The following is a 22,080-nucleotide window of genomic DNA, read 5'->3' as shown; positions in this document are numbered from 1 at the left end:
GCAGTATGGTCGACGATCCTGTGTCGGACACAGCCAGCCCCAACTTCGTTATCAGACGCCTACACGAAGAGGCTCACCACCGCGGCCACCACGAACCCGGCGACCGACAGGACGCTCTCCAGCACGGTCCACGTCTTGAGCGTGTCCCGCTCGCTGATGCCGAAGTACTTGGCGACCATCCAGAAACCGCCGTCGTTGACGTGCGAGGCGAAGATGGAGCCGGCCGAGATGGCCATGATGACCAGCGCGACGAACGCCTGCGAGTGGTCGCCCTCGGCGAGCAGCGGCGCCACGATGCCCGCCGTCGTCACGATGGCCACCGTCGCCGAGCCCTGCGCGACCCGCAGCACCACGGAGATCAGGTAGGCGAGGACGATCACCGGCAGGCCGACGTCGTTGAAGGTGTCGGAGAGGGCCTGGGCGACGCCGCTGGCCTTGAGGACGGCGCCGAAGACACCGCCCGCGCCGACCACCAGCAGGATGTTGCCGACCGGCTTCAGCGAGGCCGTCGAGACGGTCTCCAGGGACTTGCGGGACCAGCCGCGCCGGATGCCGAGCAGGTAGTAGGCGAGGAGCAGGGCGATGGTCAGGGCGACGAACGGGTTGCCGAAGAACTCGATCACGGAGCGGAGCGTGGACGGGTCCAGGGCGATGGAGGAGAAGGTCGCGGCGAGGATCAGGATCAGCGGGGTGCCGATGATGCCGAGGACCGTGCCGAGCGCGACCGGGGTCTCGGTGGGCGCGACGCCCGCCTTGCGCTGCTCCTCGATGACGGCCTGCTTGGCCTCCTCGGACGCCTCGACCATGTCCTGCGGCACGGGCACGAAGATGCGGCGGCCGATCCAGGCGGAGAACACCCAGGCGGCGAGGACGGCGGGGATGCCGCAGACGATGCCCATGAGGATGATCCAGCCGAGCTTGACGTTCAGCAGTCCGGCGGCGGCCACCGGTCCGGGGTGCGGCGGCAGGAAGGCGTGGGTCATGGAGAGACCGGCCAGCAGCGGCAGGCAGTAGAGCAGGATCGACTTGCCGGAGCGCTTGGCGGCGGCGTAGACGATGGGCGCGAGGACGAAGATGCCCACGTCGAAGAAGACCGGGATGCCGAAGATCAGGCCGGTGAGGCCCATGGCGAGCGGGGCGCGCTTCTCCCCGAAGAGGCCGAGGAGGCGTGAGGCCAGCACCTGTGCGCCGCCGCTGACTTCGAGGATCGCGCCGAGCATGGTGCCCAGGCCGATGATGATGGCGACGTGGCCGAGGATGCCGCCCATGCCGGACTCGATGGTCGAGACGGCGTCCGACTTCTGGACGGTGCCGAAGAGTTCGGTGACCGACAGTCCGGCGAGCAGGCCGACGGCTATGGAGACGGCGAGCAGCGCGACGAAGGGCTGGAGCCGCACCTTGATGATGAGGTAGAGCAGCAGCGCGATGCCGATGGCGGCGACGGTCAGCAGACCCGCGGTGCCGTCGATCAGGGTGAGCAGACCGCCGGTGTGGGGTGGGGCCTCGGAGGCGGCGGCGAGGGGGAGGGACGAGTAGGACATTCGGGGGTCCTCTGGATAAGTACATGGAGCTTTCGGGCAGGGTGGAGCGCGGCACGGCGTCCCCGGGGGTGGGGGACGCCGTGCCGTTCACAGGCAGTCGGGCAGGCGGGGTGGAGGGACGGTCAGCCGAGGACGGCGAGCGCGTCGATCTCGATGAGGAGGCCCGCGGGCAGACCGACGTAGACGGTCGTGCGCGCGGCGGGCGGCTGGGTGAGGCCCTGCTCCTCGAAGTAGGCGTTGTAGATCTCGTTCATCTCGGCGAAGTGGTCCACGTCCGTGAGGTAGACGCGGAGCATCATCACGTCGTCCCAGGAGGCGCCGCCCTCCGCCAGGATCGCCTTGACGTTGGCGAGGGTCTGGAGGGTCTGCTCGCGCAGGGTCGGACCGGCCGGGGTGGGGGCCTTGCCCTCCTCGTGGGGGAGGAAGCCGACCTGGCCGGCGACCTGGAGGATGTTGCCCTTCTTCACACCGTGGCTGAACTTCGCCGGGGGGACGGTGTGGGTCGCGGGGACGAGAGCGATCTTGTCGGTCATGCGGTGACTTCCTTGGCTGGGGTCCTGCCGGAGTACTCGCCGCTGATGGCGTCCGCCGTACGGCGCACCAGCGGGAGCAGGGTGAGGAGTTCGTCGGCGGTGACGACGACGTTCGGCGCGGAGACCGACATGGCGGCGACCACCCGGCCGGCCGCACCCCGGATGGGCGCGGCGACGCAGTTGATGGACTCCTCGTGGCCACCGAGGTCGGTGGCCCAGCCCTGTTCGCGCACCTTGGCGAGTTCCTTGAGGAACCCGTCGGCGTTCGGTGTCGAACGGGCCGTGTACATGGGGTAGTCGAGCTGCTCGGCCACGGCCCGGCGCTCGTCCTCGGGAAGGTCGGCGAGCAGCAGCTTGGCGACGGCCGCGACGGTGATGGCGACGGGCTTGCCGATCCGGGAGTACATGCGGACCGGGTAGCGGCTCTCGACCTTGTCGATGTAGAGGACCTCGTCCTCCTCGTGGACGGCGAGGTGGACGGTGTGTCCGACCTGTTCGTTGAGGCGTACGAGGTGGGGGTGGGCGATCTCGCGGACGTCGAGGTTCTCCATCGCCTCCTGGGCGAGGGAGATGAGCCGGGCGCCGAGGCGGTAGCGCTGGTCGGACTGCCGGTAGACGAAGCCGTGCTCGTGGAGGGTGCGCAGCAGGCGCAGGGCCGTGGACTTGTGCACGCCCAGGCGCTCGGCGACCCGGCCCAGGTCGGCGGGGCCCTCGGCGAGCAGCGGCAGGATGCTGAGCGCGCGGTCGACGGTCTGACTCATGGCGTACGTACCTCCTCGTCGGCCCCTCGGACGTCCTGTGTCCAGCCGGGGCCGAGTCGCAGTCTCCCCCACTCGGTGTCGTCGAGGGCGGCCAGGCGGTCGGCGTGGTCGCGGGCGGGGGGCGCGGCGAGGTCGCCGGGGACGGTGAGGGCGGCGGCGGCCATGAGGTGGCCGTGGCGCAGCCGCTCGCGCACCGGGAGCCCGCGCAGGGTGGCGGAGAGGAACCCGGCGGCGAAGGCGTCGCCCGCGCCGACGGCGGCGACGACGTCGACGTGCAGGGCGGGCACGGTGGTGACGTCGGCGCCGTGGAAGGCGGTGGCGCCGCTCGCGCCCTGCTTGACGACGAGCAGATCCGGCTCGGGCAGCGCGGCGCGGACGGCCTCGGGTCCGCCGAGACCCCAGGCGTCCCGTGCCTCGTCGTCGCCCACGAAGACGAGGTCGGCGCCGCGGGCCAGTTCCAGGAGCACCTCGGGGCCGTGTCCGTGACGGGCGTCGCGCCACAGGCCCGGGCGGTGGTTGACGTCGAAGGAGACGAGGGGCCGGCCGGGGCGGCGGGCGGTCAGCTCGCGCGTCAGGCCGAGGCAGTCGGCGGAGAGCGCGGGGGTGATGCCGGACAGGTGCAGGACGCGGCCGGAGCGGATCGCGTCGAGGTCCATGGTGTCGACGGACATCGCGGAGGCGGCCGAGCCCGCCCGGTAGTAGGCCACCTCGTGCGCGTCGGTGGCGCGGTCGCCCGCGGTGCGGAAGTAGATGCCGGTCGGGCGGGCGGGATCGCGGCGCACGGCGGAGACGTCGACGCCGTAGGCGCCGATCGCCTCGACGAGGTGGTCGCCGAAGCCGTCGGCGCCGACCCGGCCGGTCCAGCGCGCGGAGTGTCCGGCGGCGGCGAGCACGCAGGCCACGTTGGACTCGGCGCCGCCGATGGCGCGGTCGAAGGAGGGGACGTCGGCGAGGCGCCCGGGCCGGGAGGGCAGGAAGGTGACCATGGACTCGCCGAGCGCGACGACGTCCATGACGTCGGGGGCGGTGCTGGTGGGTCCGATGGCGGTCACGATGGTGGGGGCTCCTCGTCGCGTCTCGTGGGCGGCGGCTCCGTTGACCGCGCGTTCGCCGAGATGTTAGACAGCAGTAAGCGATATACGCAATGGTCGTTGCAGACTTTGCAACGCATCAGATCAGGGAGGCTCCATGGCCCTCGACTCCGGCCCCACCGACGGCCGCGACGCTCTCGCCAGGCTGGCCGAGGAGCACGTCGACCACCGCTTCAAGGGCCTCCCGCCGGACGCGTACGGCCTGACCCTCGCCGAGCTGGCCGGACAGCGCCGCAACCTCTTCACCGGTGGTTTCACCACCCCGGTCCTCGCGCTGTCCGCCGAGGGCCTGGAGCACAACCTGAAGCTCATGGAGACGTACTCCGCCCGGCACGGCCTCGCCTTCGCGCCGCACGGCAAGACCTCCATGGCGCCGCAGCTCTTCCACCGCCAGATCGAGCACGGCGCCTGGGGCATCACCCTCGCCGTGCCGCACCAGGTACGGGTGGCGCGGGCGTTCGGCATCCAGCGGGTCTTCCTGGCCAACGAACTGGTCGACGCCGCCGCCCTCGACTGGATCTCCGCCGAGCTGGACGCCGACCCCGGCTTCCGCTTCGTCTGCTACGCCGACTCCGTGCGCGGCGTCGAGCTGATGGACGCGGCCCTGTCGGGGGCGGGGGCCCGCCGCCCGGTGGACGTCGTGGTCGAGCTGGGCGCCGGTGAGGGCGCCCGGACCGGTGTGCGCACCGAGGCCGAGTGCGCGGCGGTCGCCGACGCGGTGGCCGCCACCCGGACGCTGCGGCTGGCCGGGGTCGCCGGGTACGAGGGCGAGGTGCCGGACGCCGACCCGGAGCGCGTGCACGCGTGGCTGCGGCGGCTGGTCGCGCTGGCCGCCGACTTCGACAAGGCCGGGCGGTTCGCCGGGACCGGCCTCGACGAGATCGTGCTGAGCGCGGGCGGCAGCGCCTGGTTCGACGCGGTCGCCGACGTGTTCGCCGAGGTCCCCGACCTCTCCCTGCCCGTCCTGAAGCTGCTGCGCTCGGGCGCGTACGTCTCCCACGACGACGGCCACTACCGCGAGCTGACCCCCTTCAACCGGGTCCCCGCGGAGGGTGCCCTGGAGCCCGCCTTCCGGCTGTGGAGCCAGGTCGTCTCCCGCCCCTCCCCCGAGCAGGCGTTCACCAACGCGGGCAAGCGGGACGCGGCGTACGACCTCCACCTGCCCTTCGCCCAGGTGGTGCGCCCCTCGGACGGCGGCCCGGAGCGCCCCGCGACCGGCATCGAGGTGACCGGTCTGTCCGACCAGCACGCGTGGGTGCGCACGACCGGGGAGGCGGAGCTGGAGGTCGGTGACTGGCTCGGGACCGGCCTGTCCCACCCGTGCACCTCCTTCGACAAGTGGCAGCTCATCCCGGTCGCCGAGGCGGACGGGACGGTCGTCGACTACATCCGCACGTTCTTCTAGAGGACCGGGTAGAGGATCCAAGCAGCGGATCCAGGAGGAGTCAGGCATGGAAGAGCTGGTCATCAGGGACGCCGACGTCGTGGACGGCTCCGGCGGCGACTCCTACCGCGCCGACGTCGTGGTCGACGGCGGCCGGATCGTCTCGATCGTCAAGGAGGCAGCGGCCGCCGGGTGCCAGCGCCCCAAGGCGCGCCGGGAACTGGACGCCGAGGGACTGGTCCTGGCCCCCGGCTTCATCGACATGCACGCCCACAGCGACCTGGCGCTGCTGCGGGACCCGGACCACAGCGCCAAGGCCGCCCAGGGCGTCACCCTGGAGGTCATCGGCCAGGACGGGCTGTCGTACGCGCCGGTCGACGACCGCACCCTCGGCGAGGTGCGCCGGGCGATCGCCGGGTGGAACGGCCACGGGGACGACGTCGACTTCGACTGGCGGTCGGTCGGCGAGTACCTGGACCGGCTCGACCGGGGCATCGCGGTCAACGCCGCGTACCTGATCCCGCAGGGCACGGTGCGCGCCCTCGCCGTCGGCTGGGACGACCGGGAGGCGACCGAGGCGGAGCTGGCGCACATGCGGCGCCTGGTCGCCGAGGGCCTGGAGCAGGGCGCGGTCGGCATGTCGTCGGGGCTGACGTACACGCCCGGCATGTACGCCAAGGACGCCGAGCTGACCGAGCTGTGCCGGGTGGTGGCGTCGTACGGCGGCTACTACTGCCCGCACCACCGCTCGTACGGGGCGGGGGCCCTGAAGGCGTACGAGGAGATGGTGGAGCTGACCCGGGAGGCGGACTGCCCGCTGCACCTGGCGCACGCCACCATGAACTTCGGCGTCAACAAGGGCAAGGCGCCCGAGCTGCTGACCCTGCTCGACGAGGCACTCGCGGGCGGCGCCGACATCACCCTCGACACCTACCCGTACACCCCCGGCTGCACCACCCTCGTGGCGCTGCTGCCGAGCTGGGCGAGCGAGGGCGGACCGGAGCAGATCCTGAAGCGGCTGGCGGACGACGACACCGCCGAGCGCATCCGGCACCACATGGAGGAGATCGGCTCCGACGGCTCCCACGGGGTGCCCATGGAGTGGGAGACGATCGAGATCTCCGGCACGGGGGACCCGGCGCTGGCGGAGTACGTCGGCCGCACGGTGCTGGAGTCGGCGCGGCTGCGCGGCGAGAGCCCGTGGACGGTCGCCCGGCACCTGCTGCTGGCCGACCGGCTGGCGCCGACCATCCTCCAGCACGTCGGCCACGAGGAGAACGTCCGCGCGATCATGCGGCACCGGGTGCACACCGGCGGCTCGGACGGCATCCTCCAGGGCGCCAAGCCGCACCCGCGCGCCTACGGCACGTTCCCGCACTACCTGGGCCACTACGTGCGCGAGCTGGGCGTGCTCCCGCTGGAGGAGTGCGTCGCCCACCTCACCTCGCGCCCGGCGGCCCGGCTGCGGCTGCCGGACCGGGGTCTGGTCCGCGAGGGCTACCGGGCCGACCTGGTGCTCTTCGATCCGGGGACGGTGGCCGCGGGCAGCACCTTCGAGGAGCCGCGGGTGCTGCCGACGGGCATCCCGTACGTGCTGGTGGACGGGCGGTTCGTGATGGAGGACGGGCGGCGCACCGACGTGCTGGCCGGACGGTCGGTGCGCCGGGTCCCGCGCTGAGCCGGGGCCGGTCCGGCTGGAGCCGCCGGGCCGGTCCGGGGCCGTGTCGTCAGGGCTTGGGCAGGACGCAGCCGCTGCGCGAGAGGTCGAGCTTGTTGTCGAGGCCGAAGCAGCCGGGGATCTGATAGGTCTGCTGGCCGTAGTTGATGCCCTCGTGGACCGTCACGGTGCCGTCCTCGGCGACCTCGCAGGGGTTGTTGTCGGTGCAGCGGCCGCCGTCCTCGTTGCCCGTGTTGTTGACGGCGACGACCTCGCCGGTGGCGTTGTCGACGACGGGCGATCCGGAGGTGCCGCCGATGGTCTGGCAGGCGGAGGTGTAGCGGACCGAGTCCTTCCAGGTCCACTCCCCCTCCTTCAGGCGGTACGCGAACCCGTCGACGTCGCAGGCGTAGGTGCGCTTCCAGTAGCCGGAGACGACGGTGATCGGGGTGCCGGCCGTGGGGCGGGTGTCGTCGAGGGTGAGCGGGCTGATCCCGTAGGAGCCGCGGATCTGGGCGTACGTGCTGGTGAGCTGGTAGAGCGAGACGTCGGTGTCGGTCATCGTCGCGTAGGCGATCTTGCCGGCCCGCAGGGTGCCGACGCGGGTGCCGGAGGCGTTGAGCAGCCCGAAGGTGCGGCTGGAGGGCTGGTCCACGACAACCTCGCCGGCCGCCGGGAAGCCGGTCTCCAGACAGTGGCCGTTGGACATGACCAGCGCCGGGTCGTCGTCCTCGGAGGCGGGCAGGCGCACGAGGGAGCCGGAGCAGTTGCTGAGCGCGACGGTGCCGGCGAAGGACACGGCGCGGGCGGCGGGGGCGGCGGCGGGGGCCGCGGACGACGCCGGAGCCGCGGGTGACGCGGCCGCCGGTGCCACGCCGACCCCGGTGACGGCCAGGGTGGCGAGCGCGGCAAGGAGAGGCTTGTTCATGTGGGGGTCCCCTCTATGGAGGGCACCGGCCGGAGATCGTCCGGACGGCGCCGTATTGTCATGAGCATTCTCATGACGGAGAGGGGTGCGGACAAGGGCCGGTAACCGGCCGTCAGTTGGCGCGAACCGGCCCACCGGGCGCCGTCACGAGCGGCCGCGACCACCCGGACGGGCGCGTCTCACGTGGTGGAAGACACGGCCCATGGGTCGTAACCGGGTCGTAAGCTCGCGGACATGCAGGTGATCCAGTCGACCAAGCTCGCCAACGTCTGTTACGAGATCCGGGGCCCGGTGCTCGAGGAGGCGATGCGGCTGGAGGCGGCCGGGCACCGCATCCTGAAGCTGAACACCGGGAACCCGGCGGCCTTCGGCTTCGAGTGCCCGCCGGAGATCCTGGAGGACATCCTCCGCAACGTCTCCACGGCGCACGGCTACGGCGACGCGAAGGGCCTGCTGGCGGCGCGCCGGGCGGTCGTCATGCACAACCAGACCCTCGGCATCGAGACGGACGTCGAGCACGTCTTCATCGGCAACGGCGTCTCCGAGCTGATCGTGATGGCGATGCAGGGCCTGCTCGACGACGGCGACGAGGTCCTCGTCCCGGCACCGGACTACCCGCTGTGGACGGCCGCCGTCTCGCTCTCCGGCGGTACGGCGGTGCACTACCGCTGCGACGAGCAGTCCGACTGGATGCCCGACCTCGCGGACGTGGAGCGGAAGATCACCGACCGCACCAAGGCGCTGGTGATCATCAACCCGAACAACCCGACGGGCGCGGTCTACGACGACGCGATGCTGCGCGGGCTGACGGACATCGCGCGCCGGCACAACCTGCTGGTCTGCTCGGACGAGATCTACGACAAGATCCTCTACGACGACGCCACCCACACCCCGACCGCCGCGATCGCTCCCGACCTGCTCACGCTCACCTTCAACGGCATGTCGAAGGCGTACCGGGTGGCCGGTTACCGGGTCGGCTGGATGTCGATCTCCGGGCCGCGCGCGCACGCCGAGTCCTACATCGAGGGCCTGACGATCCTGGCGAACATGCGCCTGTGCGCCAACATGCCGGGCCAGCACGGCGTGGTCGCGGCGCTCAGCGGGCGGCAGACCATCAACGAGCTGGTGCTGCCGGGCGGCCGGCTGCGCGAGCAGCGGGACGCCGCCCACGAGGCGCTGACCAGCATTCCCGGCGTGACCTGCGTGAAGCCGAAGGGCGCGCTGTACCTCTTCCCGCGGCTCGACCCCAAGGTCTTCAAGATCAAGGACGACCGGCGGATGGTCCTGGACCTGCTGCGCCAGGAGAAGATCATGGTCGTCCAGGGCACCGGCTTCAACTGGCCCGAGCCCGACCACTTCCGGGTGGTGACCCTGCCGACGGCCGCGGACCTGCGCGAGGCGGTGGGCCGGATCGGGAACTTCCTGGACGGGTACGGCCAGCACTGAGCATCCCGACCGAGTATCCCGAACGCCGTCAACTTTAGATTGGATCTAATGTAGGATGGTTTCCTGAAGCACTCAGGAGGCCATCCATGTACGAGCCGATCCGCAGCAAGTCGGTCCACAGCACGATGGCCGGCACCCCCACGGACTTCCCCCGCCGGTCCCGGGACGAGGAGCTGGACATCCAGCTCGCGGGCCACCTCGCGGCACTGCTCGCGGTCACCGACGAGCTGCGCGCCCTGGCACCCGACACCGGCCTGGACGCCGCCGCCGAGCGGCTCGCCGAGCAGGTGGCCCGGCTGCGGGGAGGTCAGGCGCCGGTCCGGCTGAAGGTCGCCGGCGGCCAGGAATCGCGTCCGGCGGTCCTGCACCGGCGGGCGCACACCCTGGCGGCCCGCGCCCTGGTGGTCGCGGCCTCCCGCGCCGACACGGCGGTCGCGATCCTGACCGCCGAGCGCATGGACGCGCACTCCGCGGCCCTGGAGCCGCGCCCGCTCGCGTCCCGCTGAGCCCTCCCGGGCCCCGAACGGCCCCGGTCCGCGCGCACCCGCAGCGACGCGCGGACCGGGTGCCACACACCCGCGCCCGCCCGCCGGATCACCCGAAGAGCACCGTCAGGACGACGAAGCCCAGGACGATCACGAGGATGATCGCCCACACGGGCCAGGTACCGCGGCCGTCCGGATCCTCCGGGCCGCCACCGCGCGGGCGGTCCTCCTTCAGCTGCGGGTCGGGGTCCCGCGGCCGGTCCCGCTTGTAGAAGTCATCACCGTCTGCCATGGCGGATCCCTCTCCCTTTCCCTGTTCTCCGCGGCCGCGGACCTCCGGGTGCTCCTCGACCGCGTCCCTCCGAGTACCGCGCGGAGAGCGGCGCATGCTTGACGCCCGCCGGGGCGTTGTCGGCGGGCGGAGTGGGCGGTTCCCGTTGCATACCGGTATGACGCGGTCACCTCCCGTTCACCGGGACCCGCCAGGAACGTCTGATTCCGGGAGCACGCTCGCCGCGTGAGACGAATCGCTGGAATCGTCCTCGCGGTCCTGCTGATCGGTGGCGTGGTGGCCGCCGTCGTCGCGGGCCGGGACAACGAGGAGACAGGCGCGGCAACGAAGACCGTGCGCATGGTCATCGGGTCGGAGAAGGCGCAGTTCTTCGCCGACCCCGAAGTGGTGAAGGCCCTCGCCGCCAGGGGCTACACCGTGCGGGCCGAGACCTCCGGGTCCTGGGCCATGGAGGAGCTGGACCTCAAGGGCTACGACCTCGCCTTCCCGTCCAGCCAGGCCCCGGCCGACGAACTCGCCGACAAGTACGGGGTGCGAAAGCCGCTGCCCCGGCCCTTCTACTCGCCCCTCGTCGTGGTGACCCACCGCTCCACCGCGGCGGTCCTGGCGGCGAACGGGCTCGTGACGCTGGAGCGCAGCCGGGGCGGCACCCTCAGGATGGACGCCTACCTCGACGCGGCCCGCGCGGGCCGCACCTGGCAGCAGCTGGAGGGCGCCGGCCGGCACACCGAGCTGACCGGGACGCTGTACGTGGCGACCACCGACCCGGAGACCTCCAACTCCGGCGCGCTCTACCTGGCAGCCGCCTCCTACGTCGCCAATGGCGGCCGCGTGGTGTCGAACGACGCCGGTCTGGACCGTACGGCGCCCCTGCTGCGCAGGCTGGTCCAGGTGCAGGGCGCCCAGAAGTCCAGCTCGGACGCCACCTTCCGGGACTTCACCAGCGGCGTCGGCGAACCGCTGGTGCTGGCGTACGAGTCACAGGTGGCCGCGCTGCTCGGGGAGGGCGGGGACGCCGTCTCGGACCTGGTCGTCCTGTACCCGGACACCACCGCCACCAGCGACCACACGGTCGTACCGCTCACCGACACGGGCCGGGAGCTGGGCGAACTCCTCTCCGCCGACCCGGAGCTGCGGCGACTGGCCGTGCGGCACGGGTTCCGGCCGCAGGGCGCGTCCGCCGAGTTCACCCGGGCCACCGAGGCCCACACCGCGTATCTCAACCAGCGGCTGACCGGCGTCCGGCAGGCGCCGGTGCCCACGTCCGAGGTGCTGCGCGAGATGGCCGTCAGGGCGCGCGGATGACGGCCCGCGACCACCGGCCGGCCCGGCCACCGGCGGACACGACCGGACCAGCAGCGGAACACCAGCGGACCACAGGGGGATTCGGCCACGTGAACGGCACCGACCACGACCTCACGCTCACTCTCACCCCGCCCGAGCCCGTCGCCCCCGTACCGCGGGAGCGGGCCGGCGGCCTCGTGCCCGTCGACGAGGCGACCCGCGCCGACATGGCCCGCAGGGCCGCCGCCTACGTGGACGGACTCGCCGCGCTCGACGCCCGCTCGCCCGAGTTCGCCGGCAAGGTCGGCGAGATCACCGGCCTCGGCGCCGCCGAGATGCGCACCGCCGCCGCGCAGTCCAACCGCATGCTGGAACGGACGGTGCGCAGCCTGCCCGACCAGGGCGGCGACGCCCAGACCCGGGTGGCGGGTTCCCTGGTGGAGCTGCGGCGCGTGGTGGAGGACCTGGACCCGCGCGATCTGCCCGCGTCGAAGGGCCGCAGGCTCCTGTCGCGGCTGCCCGGCGGCAACCGGCTGCGCGACCACGTCGCCAAGTACGCCTCCGCCCAGGGCACCCTGAACCGGGTCGTCGGCTCGCTGCGCGGCGGACAGGACGAACTGCGGCGTGACAACGCGGCGTTGCAGACCGAGCGGGTCCGCCTGTGGGAGACCATGGGCAAGCTCCAGGAGTACGTCGTGCTCACCGAGGCGCTCGACACGGCCGTGCAGGAACACGTCGCCGGGGTCGAGCGGGGCGACCCGCAGGCCGCCGACGCCCTGCGCGCGGACGTCCTCTTCCCGGTCCGGCAGAAGCACCAGGACCTGCTCACCCAGCTCGCGGTGTGCGCCCAGGGCTACCTCGCGATGGACGTCGTACGCCGCAACAACGAGGAGCTGGTCAAGGGCGTCGACCGGGCGGCCACGACCACCGTGTCGGCCCTGCGGATCTCCGTGATGCTGGCCACCGCGCTGGACCACCAGAAGAAGGTCGTCGCACAGGTCGACGCGTTGCGCGGGACGACGGAGGACCTGATCCGGGGCAACGCGGAGATGCTCGCCACCCAGACCGGTGACATCCAGCGCATCGCCGCCGACCCCGCGGTGGGGGCGGAGACCCTGCGCGCCGCCTTCCAGCAGATCTACCGCACCCTCGACACCATCGACTCCTACAAGGCCCAGGCCACGGAGGCGATGGCGGCGACCGTGGAGTCCCTGACCGGTGAACTCCGGCACGCGAACGCGTACCTGGAGCGCAGCCGTTCACGGGGCGCCCTGGACATCTCCCGGGACGGGGGCCTCGCATGAGACACGGCCGTCGCACGAGACGCGCCCTCGCCGTCTGCCTCACCGCGCTCGCCCTGCTCACCGCCTGTACCTCGCAGGGGGACGGTGACGGGTCGGGCGGGGCGCCGACTCCCGGGGTGCTGGGCAGCGCCGAGCCCGGCACCCTGCGCGTCCTCGCCTCCAGCGAACTGAGCGACATGAAGCCGGTGCTCGACCGGGTCCGCGAGGACACCGGCCTCACCGTCCGGCTCACCCCGATCGGCACCCTGGATGCCGTGGACCTGCTGGCGAAGGGCACGACGGACGGCAAGTACGACGCCGTGTGGCTGTCCTCCAACGACTCGCTGCGGCTGCGCCCCGAGGCGGCCGGGCGGATCGTCTCCGAGACGCCGGTGATGGCCAGCCCGGTCGCGATCGGCGTCAAGGACGCCACCGCCCGGCGGCTGGGCTGGCGGCCCGGGTCGGTCACCTGGTCCCAGGTCGAGCGGGCCGTCACCGACGGGAAGCTCACCTACGGCATGACCGACCCGGCCCGCTCCAACTCCGGCTTCGCCACCCTCGTCTCGGTCGCCTCCGCGCTCTCCGGCGCCCAGTCCGCGCTCACCGACGCCGACGTGGCGAAGGCGACGCCCAGACTGCGGGAGTTCTTCACCGGGCAGCAGCTGACCTCGGGTTCGTCGGGCTGGCTGGCGGCGGCGTACGAGCGGCGCGGGAACGTGGACGCGCTGCTGAACTACGAGTCCGTCCTCATGGGCATCCCGGGCCTCACCGTGATCCGCCCCACCGACGGCGTGCTCACCGCCGACTACCCGCTCTCCACCCTCGCGTCCACGGACGAGGCCACCCGCGACGACGTCCGCCGCCTCGCCGAGGCGCTGCGCACACCGGAGATCCAGCGGGAGATCACCCGCACCACGCATCGCCGCCCGGTCCTCACCTCCGTGCCGCCCGCCACCGGCCTGGACACGAGCCGGCGGCGCGAACTGCCCTCCCCCGGCTCGCGCTCCGTCGCCGACGGCCTGCTCGACGCGTACGAGAACGAGCTGCGCCGCCCGTCCCGGACCGTGTACGTCCTCGACACCTCCGGCTCGATGGCGGGCGAGCGACTGGAGCGGCTGAAGACCGCGCTCACCGCCCTGACCGGGGACTTCCGCGACCGCGAGGAGGTGACGCTGATGCCGTTCGGGTCGCGGGTGAAGCGGGTGGCGACCCATGTGGTGGACCCCGCCGACCCCGGCTCCGGTCTGGAGGGCATCCGCCGGGACACCGCGCGCCTGACCGCCGAGGGCGACACCGCGGTCTACACCTCGCTGGAGAAGGCGTACGGCCATCTCGACGGCGGGCGGGACGCGTTCACGTCGATCGTGCTGATGACGGACGGCGAGAACACCACCGGCACCGACGCGGCCGGCTTCGACCGCTTCTACGGCTCGCTGAGCGAGGAGCGGCGGGAGATCCCGGTGTTCCCGATCCTGTTCGGCGACTCCGACCGTGCGGAGCTGACGCACATCGCCGAACTCACCGGCGGCCGGCTCTTCGACGCGCAGAAGGGGTCCCTGGACGGCGCCTTCGAGGAGATCCGTGGCTACCAGTAGGCTCATCGGCTTCCTGGAGTCCCGCAAGAACCTGACCGGTGGCGCCTGCGGGCTGGCCGGACTGGTGCTGACCTTCACGGGCACGGCGGGGCCCTACTGGCCGGTGGTCGTCGCGGGTCTGTACGGCGCGGGCGCGCTGCTCGCCCCGCCGGAGCGGCCCGCACTACCCGACTTCCCGGACCCGTCGGCCCAGTTGGAGGAGGTACGCGGCGACTTCGGCCGGCTGCGCGGCTATCTGACGGACGTGGAACTGCCGCAGACCGCCGAGGAGCGGCTGGCCGGACTGACCGGGCTGCTGGCAGCGCTGCTGGAACCCGGCTGGGTCGCCGAGGTGCTCGCGGCCGACCCCGAGGGACTGCACACCGTGTCGCGGGCGGTGCGGCAGGACGTTCCGGAGGCCGTCGACGCCTACGTGCGGACCCGCTGGTGGACGCGGCTGACGCCCGGGCAGGAGCCGCCGGAGCGGCATCTGGAGCGGCAGTTGGCGCTGCTGCGGGAGGAGGCGGAGCGGCTGACGGACCGGCTGCGGGACGCCGAGGCCCGGCGGCAGGAGTCGCACACGCGGTATCTGCGGGACCGCTCGGAAAGCTGACCCGCGTGCCGAAGGGCCGGGTCCGTCGCACGCCGTTGTGCGGGGACCCGGCCCGAGCGGGGCTTCCCCGCGCTCCGGGGTACGAAGAGCTACTGGAGCGCGGGGAGACCCCCTACGTGACCGGCCTTCGTGACGACTTCGCGGGTCAGGGCTAGTCGGACCGGCCACGGAGCTGGGTGGGGACGGTGCTCAGCCCAGGCGCCGCACCAGCGCCCGGTACTGGTCCCACAGTTCGGCGGGCGTGTGGTCGCCGAAGGTGTTCAGGTGCTCGGGGACGAGTGCCGCCTCCTCGCGCCACACCTCCTTGTCGACGCCGAGCAGGAACTCCAGGTCGGCGTCGGCGAGGTCGAGTCCTTCGGTGTCGAGGGACTCCTTGGTCGGCAGCACGCCGATCGGGGTCTCGACGCCGTCCGCCCTGCCCTCCAGGCGCTCCACGATCCACTTCAGGACGCGGCCGTTCTCGCCGAAGCCGGGCCAGACGAACTTGCCGTCGTCGTCCTTGCGGAACCAGTTGACGTAGTAGATCTTGGGCAGCTTGGACTGGTCCTTGTCCTTGGCCACGTCGACCCAGTGCCCCATGTAGTCGCCCATGTTGTAGCCGCAGAACGGCAGCATGGCGAAGGGATCGCGGCGCAGCTCGCCGACCTTGCCCTCGGCGGCGGCGGTCTTCTCGGAGGCCACGTTGGCGCCGAGGAAGACGCCGTGGTTCCAGTCGAAGGACTCGGTGACCAGCGGGACCGCGGTGGCACGGCGTCCGCCGAAGAGGATCGCCGAGATCGGCACGCCCTTGGGGTCCTCCCACTCCGGCGCGATGATCGGGCACTGCGCGGCGGGCGTGGTGAAGCGGGCGTTGGGGTGCGCGGCGGGCGTGCCGGACTCGGGCGTCCAGTCGTTGCCCTTCCAGTCCGTCAGGTGGGCGGGCGTCTCCTCGGTCATTCCCTCCCACCACACGTCGCCGTCGTCGGTGAGGGCGACGTTGGTGAAGACCGAGTTGCCCCAGAGGGTCTTCATCGCGTTGGCGTTGGTGTGCTCACCGGTGCCGGGCGCGACGCCGAAGAAACCGGCCTCGGGGTTGATGGCGTACAGGCGGCCGTCCTCGCCGAAGCGCATCCAGGCGATGTCGTCGCCGATGGTCTCCACGGTCCAGCCGGAGATCGTGGGCTCCAGCATGGCGAGGTTGGTCTTGCCGCAGGCCGACGGGAAGGCGGCGGCGACGTACTTGGGCGCGCCGGTGGGCGGCGTCAGCTTCAGCACCAGCATGTGCTCGGCGAGCCAGCCCTCGTCGCGGGCCATGACGGAGGCGATGCGCAGGGCGTAGCACTTCTTGCCGAGCAGGGCGTTGCCGCCGTAGCCGGAGCCGTAGGACCAGATCTCGCGGTCCTCGGGGAAGTGCGAGATGTACTTGGTGCTGTTGCAGGGCCACGGGACGTCCGCCTCGCCCTCCGCGAGCGGGGCGCCGACGGAGTGCACGGCCTTGACGAAGAAGCCCGTCTCGCCCAGCCCGTCCAGGACCGGCTGTCCCATGCGGGTCATGGTGCGCATGGAGGCGGCGACGTACGCGGAGTCGGTGATCTCGACGCCGAGCGCGGAGAGCGGGGAGCCGAGGGGGCCCATGCAGAAGGGCACGACGTACATGGTCCGGCCGCGCATGGAACCGCGGAACAGCCCGCCTTCTCCCTGGTCACCACGGAAGATCTCCCGCATCTCGGCGGGGTCCTTCCAGTGGTTGGTCGGGCCGGCGTCCTCCTCCTTGGCGGAGCAGATGAAGGTCCGGTCCTCGACGCGCGCGACGTCGGAGGGGTCGGAGGCCGCGTAGTACGAGTTGGGGCGCTTGATCGGGTCGAGTTTGCGGAAGGTGCCCTTCTCGACGAGCTCCCCGCACAGGCGCTCGTACTCGGCCTCGGATCCGTCGCACCAGACCACTGCGTCCGGCTGGGTCAGTTCGGCGATCTCGTTCACCCACGAGATCAGTTCCTGGTGGTTGGTGGGGACGGGGGGAGCCGCGATGTCGCGCGCCACGATTGCTCCTAAATGAGGGGTTTTTTGTTGGAGGCCCCGTGGGGGCTGCGACCCGGATGCGTGACGTGTGCCTCGTGAGCGCTCATCCGGTGTCGACCGCACTCATTTGATCATCCGACCCGAGCGCCCATCTGTCCAGAGGGCGTCACAACTGAGCGGCGTGAGGATCGCCACGTGCCCGCACCGCGGGTGCACCCCCGGGCCCCCCGTGAGACGATGGCCACTCGCCGTTCGTCATACGTCCGTACTGATACGTAACTTACGGAACCGTAGGTACGATGCGCCCATGACTGCGTCCGTCCCCGACGCGCCCAGGGACCTGCCGGCCGACGGCCGCGGGCCCGTAGCGCTCTCCCTCCCGCATCCGGTCAAGCCGAAGCTGCGCGGCTGGCTGCACCTCGGCATGTTCCCCGCCGTCCTGATCGCCGGTCTGGTGCTCACCGCCCTCGCCGAGTCGCCCGAGGGCCGCATAGCCTGCGGTGTCTACGTCCTGACGGCCTGCCTGCTGTTCGGCGTCAGCGCGCTCTACCACCGGGGCAACTGGAGCCCGCGCATGGACGGCGTACTGCGCCGCCTCGACCACGCCAACATCTTCCTGATCATCGCGGGCACCTACACCCCGCTCACGATGCTGCTGCTGCCCGGCGCCAAGGGCGAGTGGCTGCTGTGGGGCATCTGGGCGGCCGCCGCGGCCGGCATCGTCTTCCGGGTCTTCTGGGTCGGCGCCCCGCGCTGGCTCTACACCCCCTGCTACCTCGCCATGGGCTGGGCGGCCGTCTTCTACCTGCCCGAGTTCATGCGGGCCGGCGGCATCGCCGTCCTCGTCCTGGTGATCGTCGGCGGCCTGCTCTACAGCGCGGGCGGCGTGATCTACGGCCTCAAGCGCCCCAACCCCTCACCGCGCTGGTTCGGCTTCCACGAGGTGTTCCACTCCTTCACGCTGGCCGCCTTCATCGCGCACTACGTGGGGATCTCGCTGGTCGCGTACTGAGCCGCCCGGGCCGCCGTCGGTCGCCCCCGCCGCACGGTCGCCACGCGGTCCCCGCGTGGCCGAGAATGATCCGTATGACCGCCGCACGTTCCGCCCCCTCCCCCGCCGAGGCCCCGCGGCCGGGTCTGCGGGAGCGGAAGAAGATCAAGACCCGTGAGGCGATCCGCGCCGCGACCTACGGGCTGATCCGTGAGCAGGGGTACGAGGCCACGACGGTCGAGCAGATCGCCGAGCGCGCCGAGGTGTCGCCGTCGACCGTGCTGCGCTACTTCCCGGCCAAGGAGGACATCGTCCTCACGGACGAGTACGACCCGGTCATGGCCGCGGAACTCGCCGCCCGGCCCGCGGGGGAACCGTGGTCGGACTCCCTGCGGCACGTGCTGCGCAAGGCCCTCGACCTCGGCGCCGGTGAGGAGGCCGAGCTGACCCGGCTGCGGACGCGGCTGCTGGCCGAGGTGCCCGCGGTGCGTGCGCGCATGCTGGAGGACATGTCGGCCACCGGTCGGATGCTCGCCCGCGCCATCGCCGACCGCACCGGCCTCGACCCGGACGGCCTCGAGGTCAGGATCGTGTCGATGTCCCTGGTCGGCGGCCTGATGGAGGTCTCCAGGTACTGGGCCGAGCACGACCACGAGGAGAGCCTGGCCGAGCTGGTCGACCGCGCGCTGGACACCCTGGAGAACGGGCTGCCCGCCCTCCGGGAAGGCCACCGGGAAAGCCACCGAAAAGGCCCTCCGGAAGGCCCTCCGGAAGGCCCTCGAAAAGGCTGAGGCCCGGGCGCCGTCCCGTGGCATCCTGACCGGGTGAACGGTCCCGAGATCCACGTCGAGTTCGCCCCCGAGCTGCACCTGTTCGTCCCGCGCGCCCGCCCCACCGGCGCCGCCCGCGCGGCCACCGACGGCGTCTCCACCCTCGGCCATCTCGTCGAGTCCCTCGGGGTCCCGCTGACCGAGGTCGGCGCCCTGCTCGTCGACGGCCGCGAGGTGCCGCCCGGCCACATCCCGGCGGGCGGCGAGTCGGTGCGCGTGCGGCCCGTCCAGCACCCCCAGCAGGTGCCCGGCGCTCCCCTGCGGTTCCTGCTCGACGTGCACCTCGGCACCCTCGCCCGCCGGCTGCGGCTGCTCGGCGTGGACACGGCGTACGAGTCGACGGACCTCGGCGACCCGGCGCTCGCCGCGCTGTCGGCGGCCGAGAAGCGGGTCCTGCTCAGCCGCGACCGCGGACTGCTGCGCCGCCGCGAGCTGTGGGCCGGCGCCTACGTCTACAGCATCCGCCCCGAGGAGCAGCTCCAGGAGGTCCTGGACCGGTTCCGGCCCGCACTGAGCCCCTGGACGCGGTGCACCGCCTGCAACGGACTGCTCAGGACGGCCACCAAGGAAGAGGTGGCGGAGCAGCTCAAGGGCGGCACGCAGCGGTCGTACGACGTCTTCGCCCAGTGCACCGCGTGCGGCCGCGCCTACTGGCGGGGCGCGCACCACGAGCAGCTGGAGGCGATCGTGGAGCGCGCCGTGAGCAGTACCCGCGACGCCTGAGCGGACCGGCTCAGCTGCTCGGGGCGACGCCCAGCGCCGCACGCAGCCGGTCCGGGTCGGTGGTCGGGGCGTCGCAGGTGAAGTTCCGGCAGACGTACGCGGCCGGGGCGCCGCCCACCAGGGGCCGGTCGGCGAGCAGCGGGAACTCGTCGCTCCCCTCGGTGCCGAAGGCGACCACCGCTCCCGGCGCGGTCCCGAGCAGCGCCGTACGGTGCAGCCCGCGCGCGGCGGGGTCGGCCGGCGTCGGCGCGACCACGGCGACCTCGCGCGGGCCGTCGAGCAGCGCCTCGGCGGCCGCCAGCCCCCAGCCGATGAAGCGCGGGACGCGCGGGCCGAGCGCCTTCACCACGCCGAGGGCGCGCTCGGCGGCCGCGCGGTGGGGTGCGGAGCCGGTGTGCGCGGCGTACGACAGCAGCGCGCCCGCTGCGGCGCTCCAGCCGGACGGCGTGGCGTTGTCGGTGGGGTCCTGCGGGCGGCGGATCAGCTGCTCGGCGTCGGCCGCGGTGTCGTACAGCGAGCCGGACTCGTCCGTGAAGCGGACGAGGACGTGGTCGAGCAGGAAACCGGCGAAGTCCAGCCAGACGCCCTCCCCGGTGACCGACGCCAGCGCGAGGAAGCCCTCGGCCACGTCGGCGTAGTCCTCCAGCACCCCGGCGTTGGCCCCGGCCCTGCCGTCCTTGCTGGTGCGGGTGAGCCGGACCTGCTCGTCCAGGTGCAGGCGCACCAGCAGGTCGGCGGCGGCGACGGCGGCCTCGACCAGGTCGGGGCGTTCGAAGTAGGCGCCGGTCTCGGCGAGCGCGGCGATCGCCAGGCCGTTCCAGGCGGCGACCACCTTGTCGTCCCGGCCCGGGGCGGAACGGCCGTCCCGCGCGGCGAGCAGCCGCTCCCGGACCGACGCGATCCGCGCGGCGTCGAAGACACCGTCCTGCTGCGGCAGTTGCAGCACGGAGGCACCGTGCTCGAAGGTCCCCTCCGGGGTCACGCCGAAGTACTGCGCGGCCACTTCCGCGTCGTCCGCCCCGAGCACCTCGGTGAGCTGCGCGGGCGTCCACACGTAGTAGGCGCCCTCGACGTGCTTCCCGGTCCCGTCGTCGCTGTCGGCGTCCAGCGCGGAGGCGAACCCGCCCTCGGCGGTGCGCAGTTCCCGCACCATGAAGTCGGCGGTCTCCAGCGCGACCCGGCGGGCCAGGTCCGAGCCGGTGGCCCGCCACAGGTGGGCGTACACGCGGCACAGCAGCGCGTTGTCGTACAGCATCTTCTCGAAGTGCGGCACGACCCACTCTCGGTCCACGGAGTAGCGGGCGAAGCCGCCGCCCAGCTGATCGTAGATGCCGCCGCGGGCCATCCGCTCGCAGGTGTCGGCCGCCATCTGGAGCGCGCCCTCGGCGCCGGTGCGGGCGTGGTGGCGCAGCAGGAACTCGATCACCATGGACGGCGGGAACTTCGGCGCCCCGCCGAACCCGCCGCGCTGCGCGTCGTACTCCCGGGTGAGCCCGAGCAGCGCCTGCCCGAGCTGCTCCTCGCCGGGCGCCTCGGCGTCGCCGTAGGAGATCTCCCGCCCGGCGAGGTCCCGCACGATCTTCCCGGCGACCTCGTCGACCTCGTCGCGCCGTTCCGCCCAGGCCTGCTGGACGCCCTGGAGCACCTGCCGGAAGGAGGGCATGCCGTGCCGGGGCTCGGGCGGGAAGTAGGTGCCGAAGTAGAAGGGCTCCGCGTCCGGCGTGAGGAACACGGTCATGGGCCAGCCGCCCTGCCCGGTGGCCGCCTGCACGGCCTCCATGTAGACGGCGTCGACGTCGGGACGCTCCTCGCGGTCGACCTTGACACTCACGAAGTGCGAGTTGAGGTACTCGGCGGTGGGCCCGTCCTCGAACGACTCGTGCGCCATGACGTGGCACCAGTGGCACGCGCTGTAGCCGACGCTCAGCAGGACGGGGACACCGCGCCGCCGGGCTTCTTCGAACGCCTCGGCCTCCCACGGCCACCAGTCGACCGGGTTCTCCGCGTGCTGGAGGAGGTAGGGGGACGTCGCCTGCGCAAGTCGGTTGGGCATGTGTCCATCCTTGCGCACGCGCCGCCGCCCCGCCCATACGCCACGGGTGCGGGGGCGTACGGACGGGGCGGCCGGAGGTCAGGAGGGGCTGGTGTTCAGTAGTCGACGCGGTCGGTCTTGGCGATCCAGGCGTCGAACGGCTGGGTGCGGTGGGGCAGGTCGAGGTGTTCCACGGTCATGGGCCACAGCTCCTGGGGCCGCTTCTCGAACAGGTCGTAGAACTTGCGGTCGTCGAAGCCGGCCACGGCGGCGTCGTGGCGGTCGGCGGAGAAGACGAGGCGGTCGACGCGGGCCCACAGGGCCGAGGAGAGGCACATCGGGCAGGGCTCGCAGGACGTGACGAGGGTGCAGCCCTCCAGGCTGAACGTGCCGAGCGTCTTGCAGGCGGCGCGGATGGCGCTGACCTCGGCGTGCGCGGTGGGGTCGAGGCTGGAGGTGACCTGGTTGTTGCCGAGGGCGACGATCTCACCGCCCTTGGCGATCAGGGCGCCGAAGGGGCCGCCGCCGTTGCGGACGCTGGTGGTGGCCAGCTCGATGGCCTTGTCCATCCAGGCGCGCTCGAACTCGCGGATGCCGGTCTCGAGGGTGTCGGTCGTCATGCGTGCTCCTTCTT

At 72.3% G+C, this 22,080-nt stretch carries 20 protein-coding genes; 11 read left to right on the top strand and 9 right to left on the bottom strand.

Annotated elements, in window-relative coordinates; translation table 11 throughout:
• Positions 1-59: 59 nt before the first annotated feature.
• From ACZ7MF_RS04590 to ACZ7MF_RS04575, 4 genes are all read right to left on the bottom strand, one after another.
• Entirely contained in the window at positions 60-1,541 is a 1,482-nt protein-coding gene (locus ACZ7MF_RS04590) for a GntP family permease (RefSeq protein WP_471474468.1), read from the bottom strand.
• Between the two features lie 122 nt (positions 1,542-1,663).
• The gene (locus ACZ7MF_RS04585; protein WP_356860439.1) at positions 1,664-2,074 is read right to left on the bottom strand and encodes a RidA family protein; all 411 of its coding nucleotides are present in this window, start codon (positions 2,072-2,074) and stop codon (positions 1,664-1,666) included.
• Positions 2,071-2,835, bottom strand: coding sequence for an IclR family transcriptional regulator (locus tag ACZ7MF_RS04580; RefSeq protein ID WP_471474466.1), 765 nt, complete (start codon positions 2,833-2,835; stop codon positions 2,071-2,073). The genes ACZ7MF_RS04585 and ACZ7MF_RS04580 overlap by 4 nt, the downstream gene beginning before the upstream one ends.
• Positions 2,832-3,887 (bottom strand): sugar kinase, encoded by a 1,056-nt coding sequence (locus tag ACZ7MF_RS04575; RefSeq protein ID WP_471474465.1) that lies wholly within the window; start codon positions 3,885-3,887, stop codon positions 2,832-2,834. Before ACZ7MF_RS04575 ends, ACZ7MF_RS04580 begins: the two co-directional genes overlap by 4 nt.
• 136 nt (positions 3,888-4,023) lie before the next feature.
• On the opposite strand from ACZ7MF_RS04575, the gene ACZ7MF_RS04570 reads away from it, so the two are divergent.
• Positions 4,024-5,331, top strand: coding sequence for an amino acid deaminase (locus tag ACZ7MF_RS04570; RefSeq protein WP_471474463.1), 1,308 nt, complete (start codon positions 4,024-4,026; stop codon positions 5,329-5,331).
• 46 nt (positions 5,332-5,377) lie between these two features.
• Positions 5,378-6,988, top strand: a complete 1,611-nt coding sequence (locus ACZ7MF_RS04565) for an N-acyl-D-amino-acid deacylase family protein (protein WP_471474462.1) — start codon at positions 5,378-5,380, stop codon at positions 6,986-6,988.
• Positions 6,989-7,037: 49 nt separating this feature from the next.
• Here ACZ7MF_RS04565 and ACZ7MF_RS04560 read toward each other — a convergent pair whose 3' ends face one another.
• The gene (locus ACZ7MF_RS04560) at positions 7,038-7,895 is read right to left on the bottom strand and encodes a S1 family peptidase (RefSeq protein ID WP_471474461.1); all 858 of its coding nucleotides are present in this window, start codon (positions 7,893-7,895) and stop codon (positions 7,038-7,040) included.
• Between the two features lie 234 nt (positions 7,896-8,129).
• On the opposite strand from ACZ7MF_RS04560, the gene ACZ7MF_RS04555 reads away from it, so the two are divergent.
• Positions 8,130-9,341 (top strand): pyridoxal phosphate-dependent aminotransferase, encoded by a 1,212-nt coding sequence (locus ACZ7MF_RS04555; protein ID WP_102931996.1) that lies wholly within the window; start codon positions 8,130-8,132, stop codon positions 9,339-9,341.
• Between the two features lie 86 nt (positions 9,342-9,427).
• Positions 9,428-9,847: an SCO4983 family protein gene (locus ACZ7MF_RS04550; protein ID WP_471474459.1), complete on the top strand. Its 420-nt coding sequence runs from the start codon at positions 9,428-9,430 to the stop codon at positions 9,845-9,847.
• An 88-nt stretch (positions 9,848-9,935) separates the two neighbouring features.
• Here ACZ7MF_RS04550 and ACZ7MF_RS04545 read toward each other — a convergent pair whose 3' ends face one another.
• Positions 9,936-10,118: a hypothetical protein gene (locus ACZ7MF_RS04545; protein ID WP_471474458.1), complete on the bottom strand. Its 183-nt coding sequence runs from the start codon at positions 10,116-10,118 to the stop codon at positions 9,936-9,938.
• A gap of 225 nt (positions 10,119-10,343) precedes the next feature.
• On the opposite strand from ACZ7MF_RS04545, the gene ACZ7MF_RS04540 reads away from it, so the two are divergent.
• The 4 genes from ACZ7MF_RS04540 (at position 10,344) to ACZ7MF_RS04525 (ending at position 14,872) form a co-directional block, all read left to right on the top strand.
• Positions 10,344-11,423 carry a hypothetical protein gene (locus ACZ7MF_RS04540; protein WP_471474457.1) on the top strand — a complete coding sequence of 360 codons (1,080 nt, stop codon included), beginning with the start codon at positions 10,344-10,346 and terminating at the stop codon, positions 11,421-11,423.
• Positions 11,424-11,512: 89 nt separating this feature from the next.
• Positions 11,513-12,706, top strand: a complete 1,194-nt coding sequence (locus ACZ7MF_RS04535) for a toxic anion resistance protein (RefSeq protein WP_471474455.1) — start codon at positions 11,513-11,515, stop codon at positions 12,704-12,706.
• Positions 12,703-14,280, top strand: coding sequence for a vWA domain-containing protein (locus ACZ7MF_RS04530; RefSeq protein ID WP_471474454.1), 1,578 nt, complete (start codon positions 12,703-12,705; stop codon positions 14,278-14,280). Before ACZ7MF_RS04535 ends, ACZ7MF_RS04530 begins: the two co-directional genes overlap by 4 nt.
• Positions 14,267-14,872: a hypothetical protein gene (locus ACZ7MF_RS04525; RefSeq protein ID WP_471474453.1), complete on the top strand. Its 606-nt coding sequence runs from the start codon at positions 14,267-14,269 to the stop codon at positions 14,870-14,872. The genes ACZ7MF_RS04530 and ACZ7MF_RS04525 overlap by 14 nt, the downstream gene beginning before the upstream one ends.
• Positions 14,873-15,061: 189 nt before the next feature.
• On the opposite strand, the gene ACZ7MF_RS04520 is transcribed toward ACZ7MF_RS04525, so the two are convergent.
• Positions 15,062-16,891 carry a phosphoenolpyruvate carboxykinase (GTP) gene (locus tag ACZ7MF_RS04520; protein ID WP_471474451.1) on the bottom strand — a complete coding sequence of 610 codons (1,830 nt, stop codon included), beginning with the start codon at positions 16,889-16,891 and terminating at the stop codon, positions 15,062-15,064.
• A 286-nt stretch (positions 16,892-17,177) separates the two neighbouring features.
• On the opposite strand from ACZ7MF_RS04520, the gene trhA reads away from it, so the two are divergent.
• The 3 genes from trhA to ACZ7MF_RS04505 all read left to right on the top strand — a co-directional run bounded on the left by trhA (position 17,178) and on the right by ACZ7MF_RS04505 (position 19,414).
• Positions 17,178-17,882: a PAQR family membrane homeostasis protein TrhA gene (gene trhA / locus ACZ7MF_RS04515; protein ID WP_356860411.1), complete on the top strand. Its 705-nt coding sequence runs from the start codon at positions 17,178-17,180 to the stop codon at positions 17,880-17,882.
• Positions 17,883-17,956: 74 nt separating this feature from the next.
• Positions 17,957-18,652, top strand: a complete 696-nt coding sequence (locus tag ACZ7MF_RS04510; RefSeq protein WP_471474450.1) for an acyl-CoA-like ligand-binding transcription factor — start codon at positions 17,957-17,959, stop codon at positions 18,650-18,652.
• A gap of 33 nt (positions 18,653-18,685) precedes the next feature.
• Positions 18,686-19,414 (top strand): Mut7-C RNAse domain-containing protein, encoded by a 729-nt coding sequence (locus tag ACZ7MF_RS04505; protein ID WP_471474449.1) that lies wholly within the window; start codon positions 18,686-18,688, stop codon positions 19,412-19,414.
• Positions 19,415-19,424: 10 nt separating this feature from the next.
• On the opposite strand, the gene ACZ7MF_RS04500 is transcribed toward ACZ7MF_RS04505, so the two are convergent.
• Both ACZ7MF_RS04500 and ACZ7MF_RS04495 read right to left on the bottom strand, forming a co-directional pair.
• Positions 19,425-21,467, bottom strand: a complete 2,043-nt coding sequence (locus tag ACZ7MF_RS04500; protein ID WP_471474447.1) for a thioredoxin domain-containing protein — start codon at positions 21,465-21,467, stop codon at positions 19,425-19,427.
• Between the two features lie 95 nt (positions 21,468-21,562).
• On the bottom strand, positions 21,563-22,066 hold the full coding sequence (locus ACZ7MF_RS04495) for a nucleoside deaminase (RefSeq protein ID WP_471474446.1): 504 nt from the start codon (positions 22,064-22,066) through the stop codon (positions 21,563-21,565).
• Positions 22,067-22,080: the final 14 nt, after the last annotated feature.

The organism is Streptomyces sp. NPDC111628, assembly GCF_055635195.1.
Note: the sequence above shows the minus strand (reverse complement) of the source record. Positions and strands in the feature narration are given on the sequence as shown.

Bases quoted from the DNA above. Each gene is read 5' to 3' on its own strand.
- ACZ7MF_RS04550 (WP_471474459.1), top strand. From the start codon at position 9,428: ATGTACGAGCCGATCCGCAGCAAGTCGGTCCACAGCACGATGGCCGGC.
- ACZ7MF_RS04570 (WP_471474463.1), top strand. From the start codon at position 4,024: ATGGCCCTCGACTCCGGCCCCACCGACGGCCGCGACGCTCTCGCCAGG.
- ACZ7MF_RS04585 (WP_356860439.1), bottom strand. From the start codon at position 2,074: ATGACCGACAAGATCGCTCTCGTCCCCGCGACCCACACCGTCCCCCCG.
- ACZ7MF_RS04560 (WP_471474461.1), bottom strand. From the start codon at position 7,895: ATGAACAAGCCTCTCCTTGCCGCGCTCGCCACCCTGGCCGTCACCGGG.
- ACZ7MF_RS04495 (WP_471474446.1), bottom strand. From the start codon at position 22,066: ATGACGACCGACACCCTCGAGACCGGCATCCGCGAGTTCGAGCGCGCC.
- ACZ7MF_RS04590 (WP_471474468.1), bottom strand. From the start codon at position 1,541: ATGTCCTACTCGTCCCTCCCCCTCGCCGCCGCCTCCGAGGCCCCACCC.
- ACZ7MF_RS04530 (WP_471474454.1), top strand. From the start codon at position 12,703: ATGAGACACGGCCGTCGCACGAGACGCGCCCTCGCCGTCTGCCTCACC.
- trhA (WP_356860411.1), top strand. From the start codon at position 17,178: ATGACTGCGTCCGTCCCCGACGCGCCCAGGGACCTGCCGGCCGACGGC.
- ACZ7MF_RS04545 (WP_471474458.1), bottom strand. From the start codon at position 10,118: ATGGCAGACGGTGATGACTTCTACAAGCGGGACCGGCCGCGGGACCCC.
- ACZ7MF_RS04580 (WP_471474466.1), bottom strand. From the start codon at position 2,835: ATGAGTCAGACCGTCGACCGCGCGCTCAGCATCCTGCCGCTGCTCGCC.
- ACZ7MF_RS04565 (WP_471474462.1), top strand. From the start codon at position 5,378: ATGGAAGAGCTGGTCATCAGGGACGCCGACGTCGTGGACGGCTCCGGC.
- ACZ7MF_RS04555 (WP_102931996.1), top strand. From the start codon at position 8,130: ATGCAGGTGATCCAGTCGACCAAGCTCGCCAACGTCTGTTACGAGATC.
- ACZ7MF_RS04510 (WP_471474450.1), top strand. From the start codon at position 17,957: ATGACCGCCGCACGTTCCGCCCCCTCCCCCGCCGAGGCCCCGCGGCCG.
- ACZ7MF_RS04500 (WP_471474447.1), bottom strand. From the start codon at position 21,467: ATGCCCAACCGACTTGCGCAGGCGACGTCCCCCTACCTCCTCCAGCAC.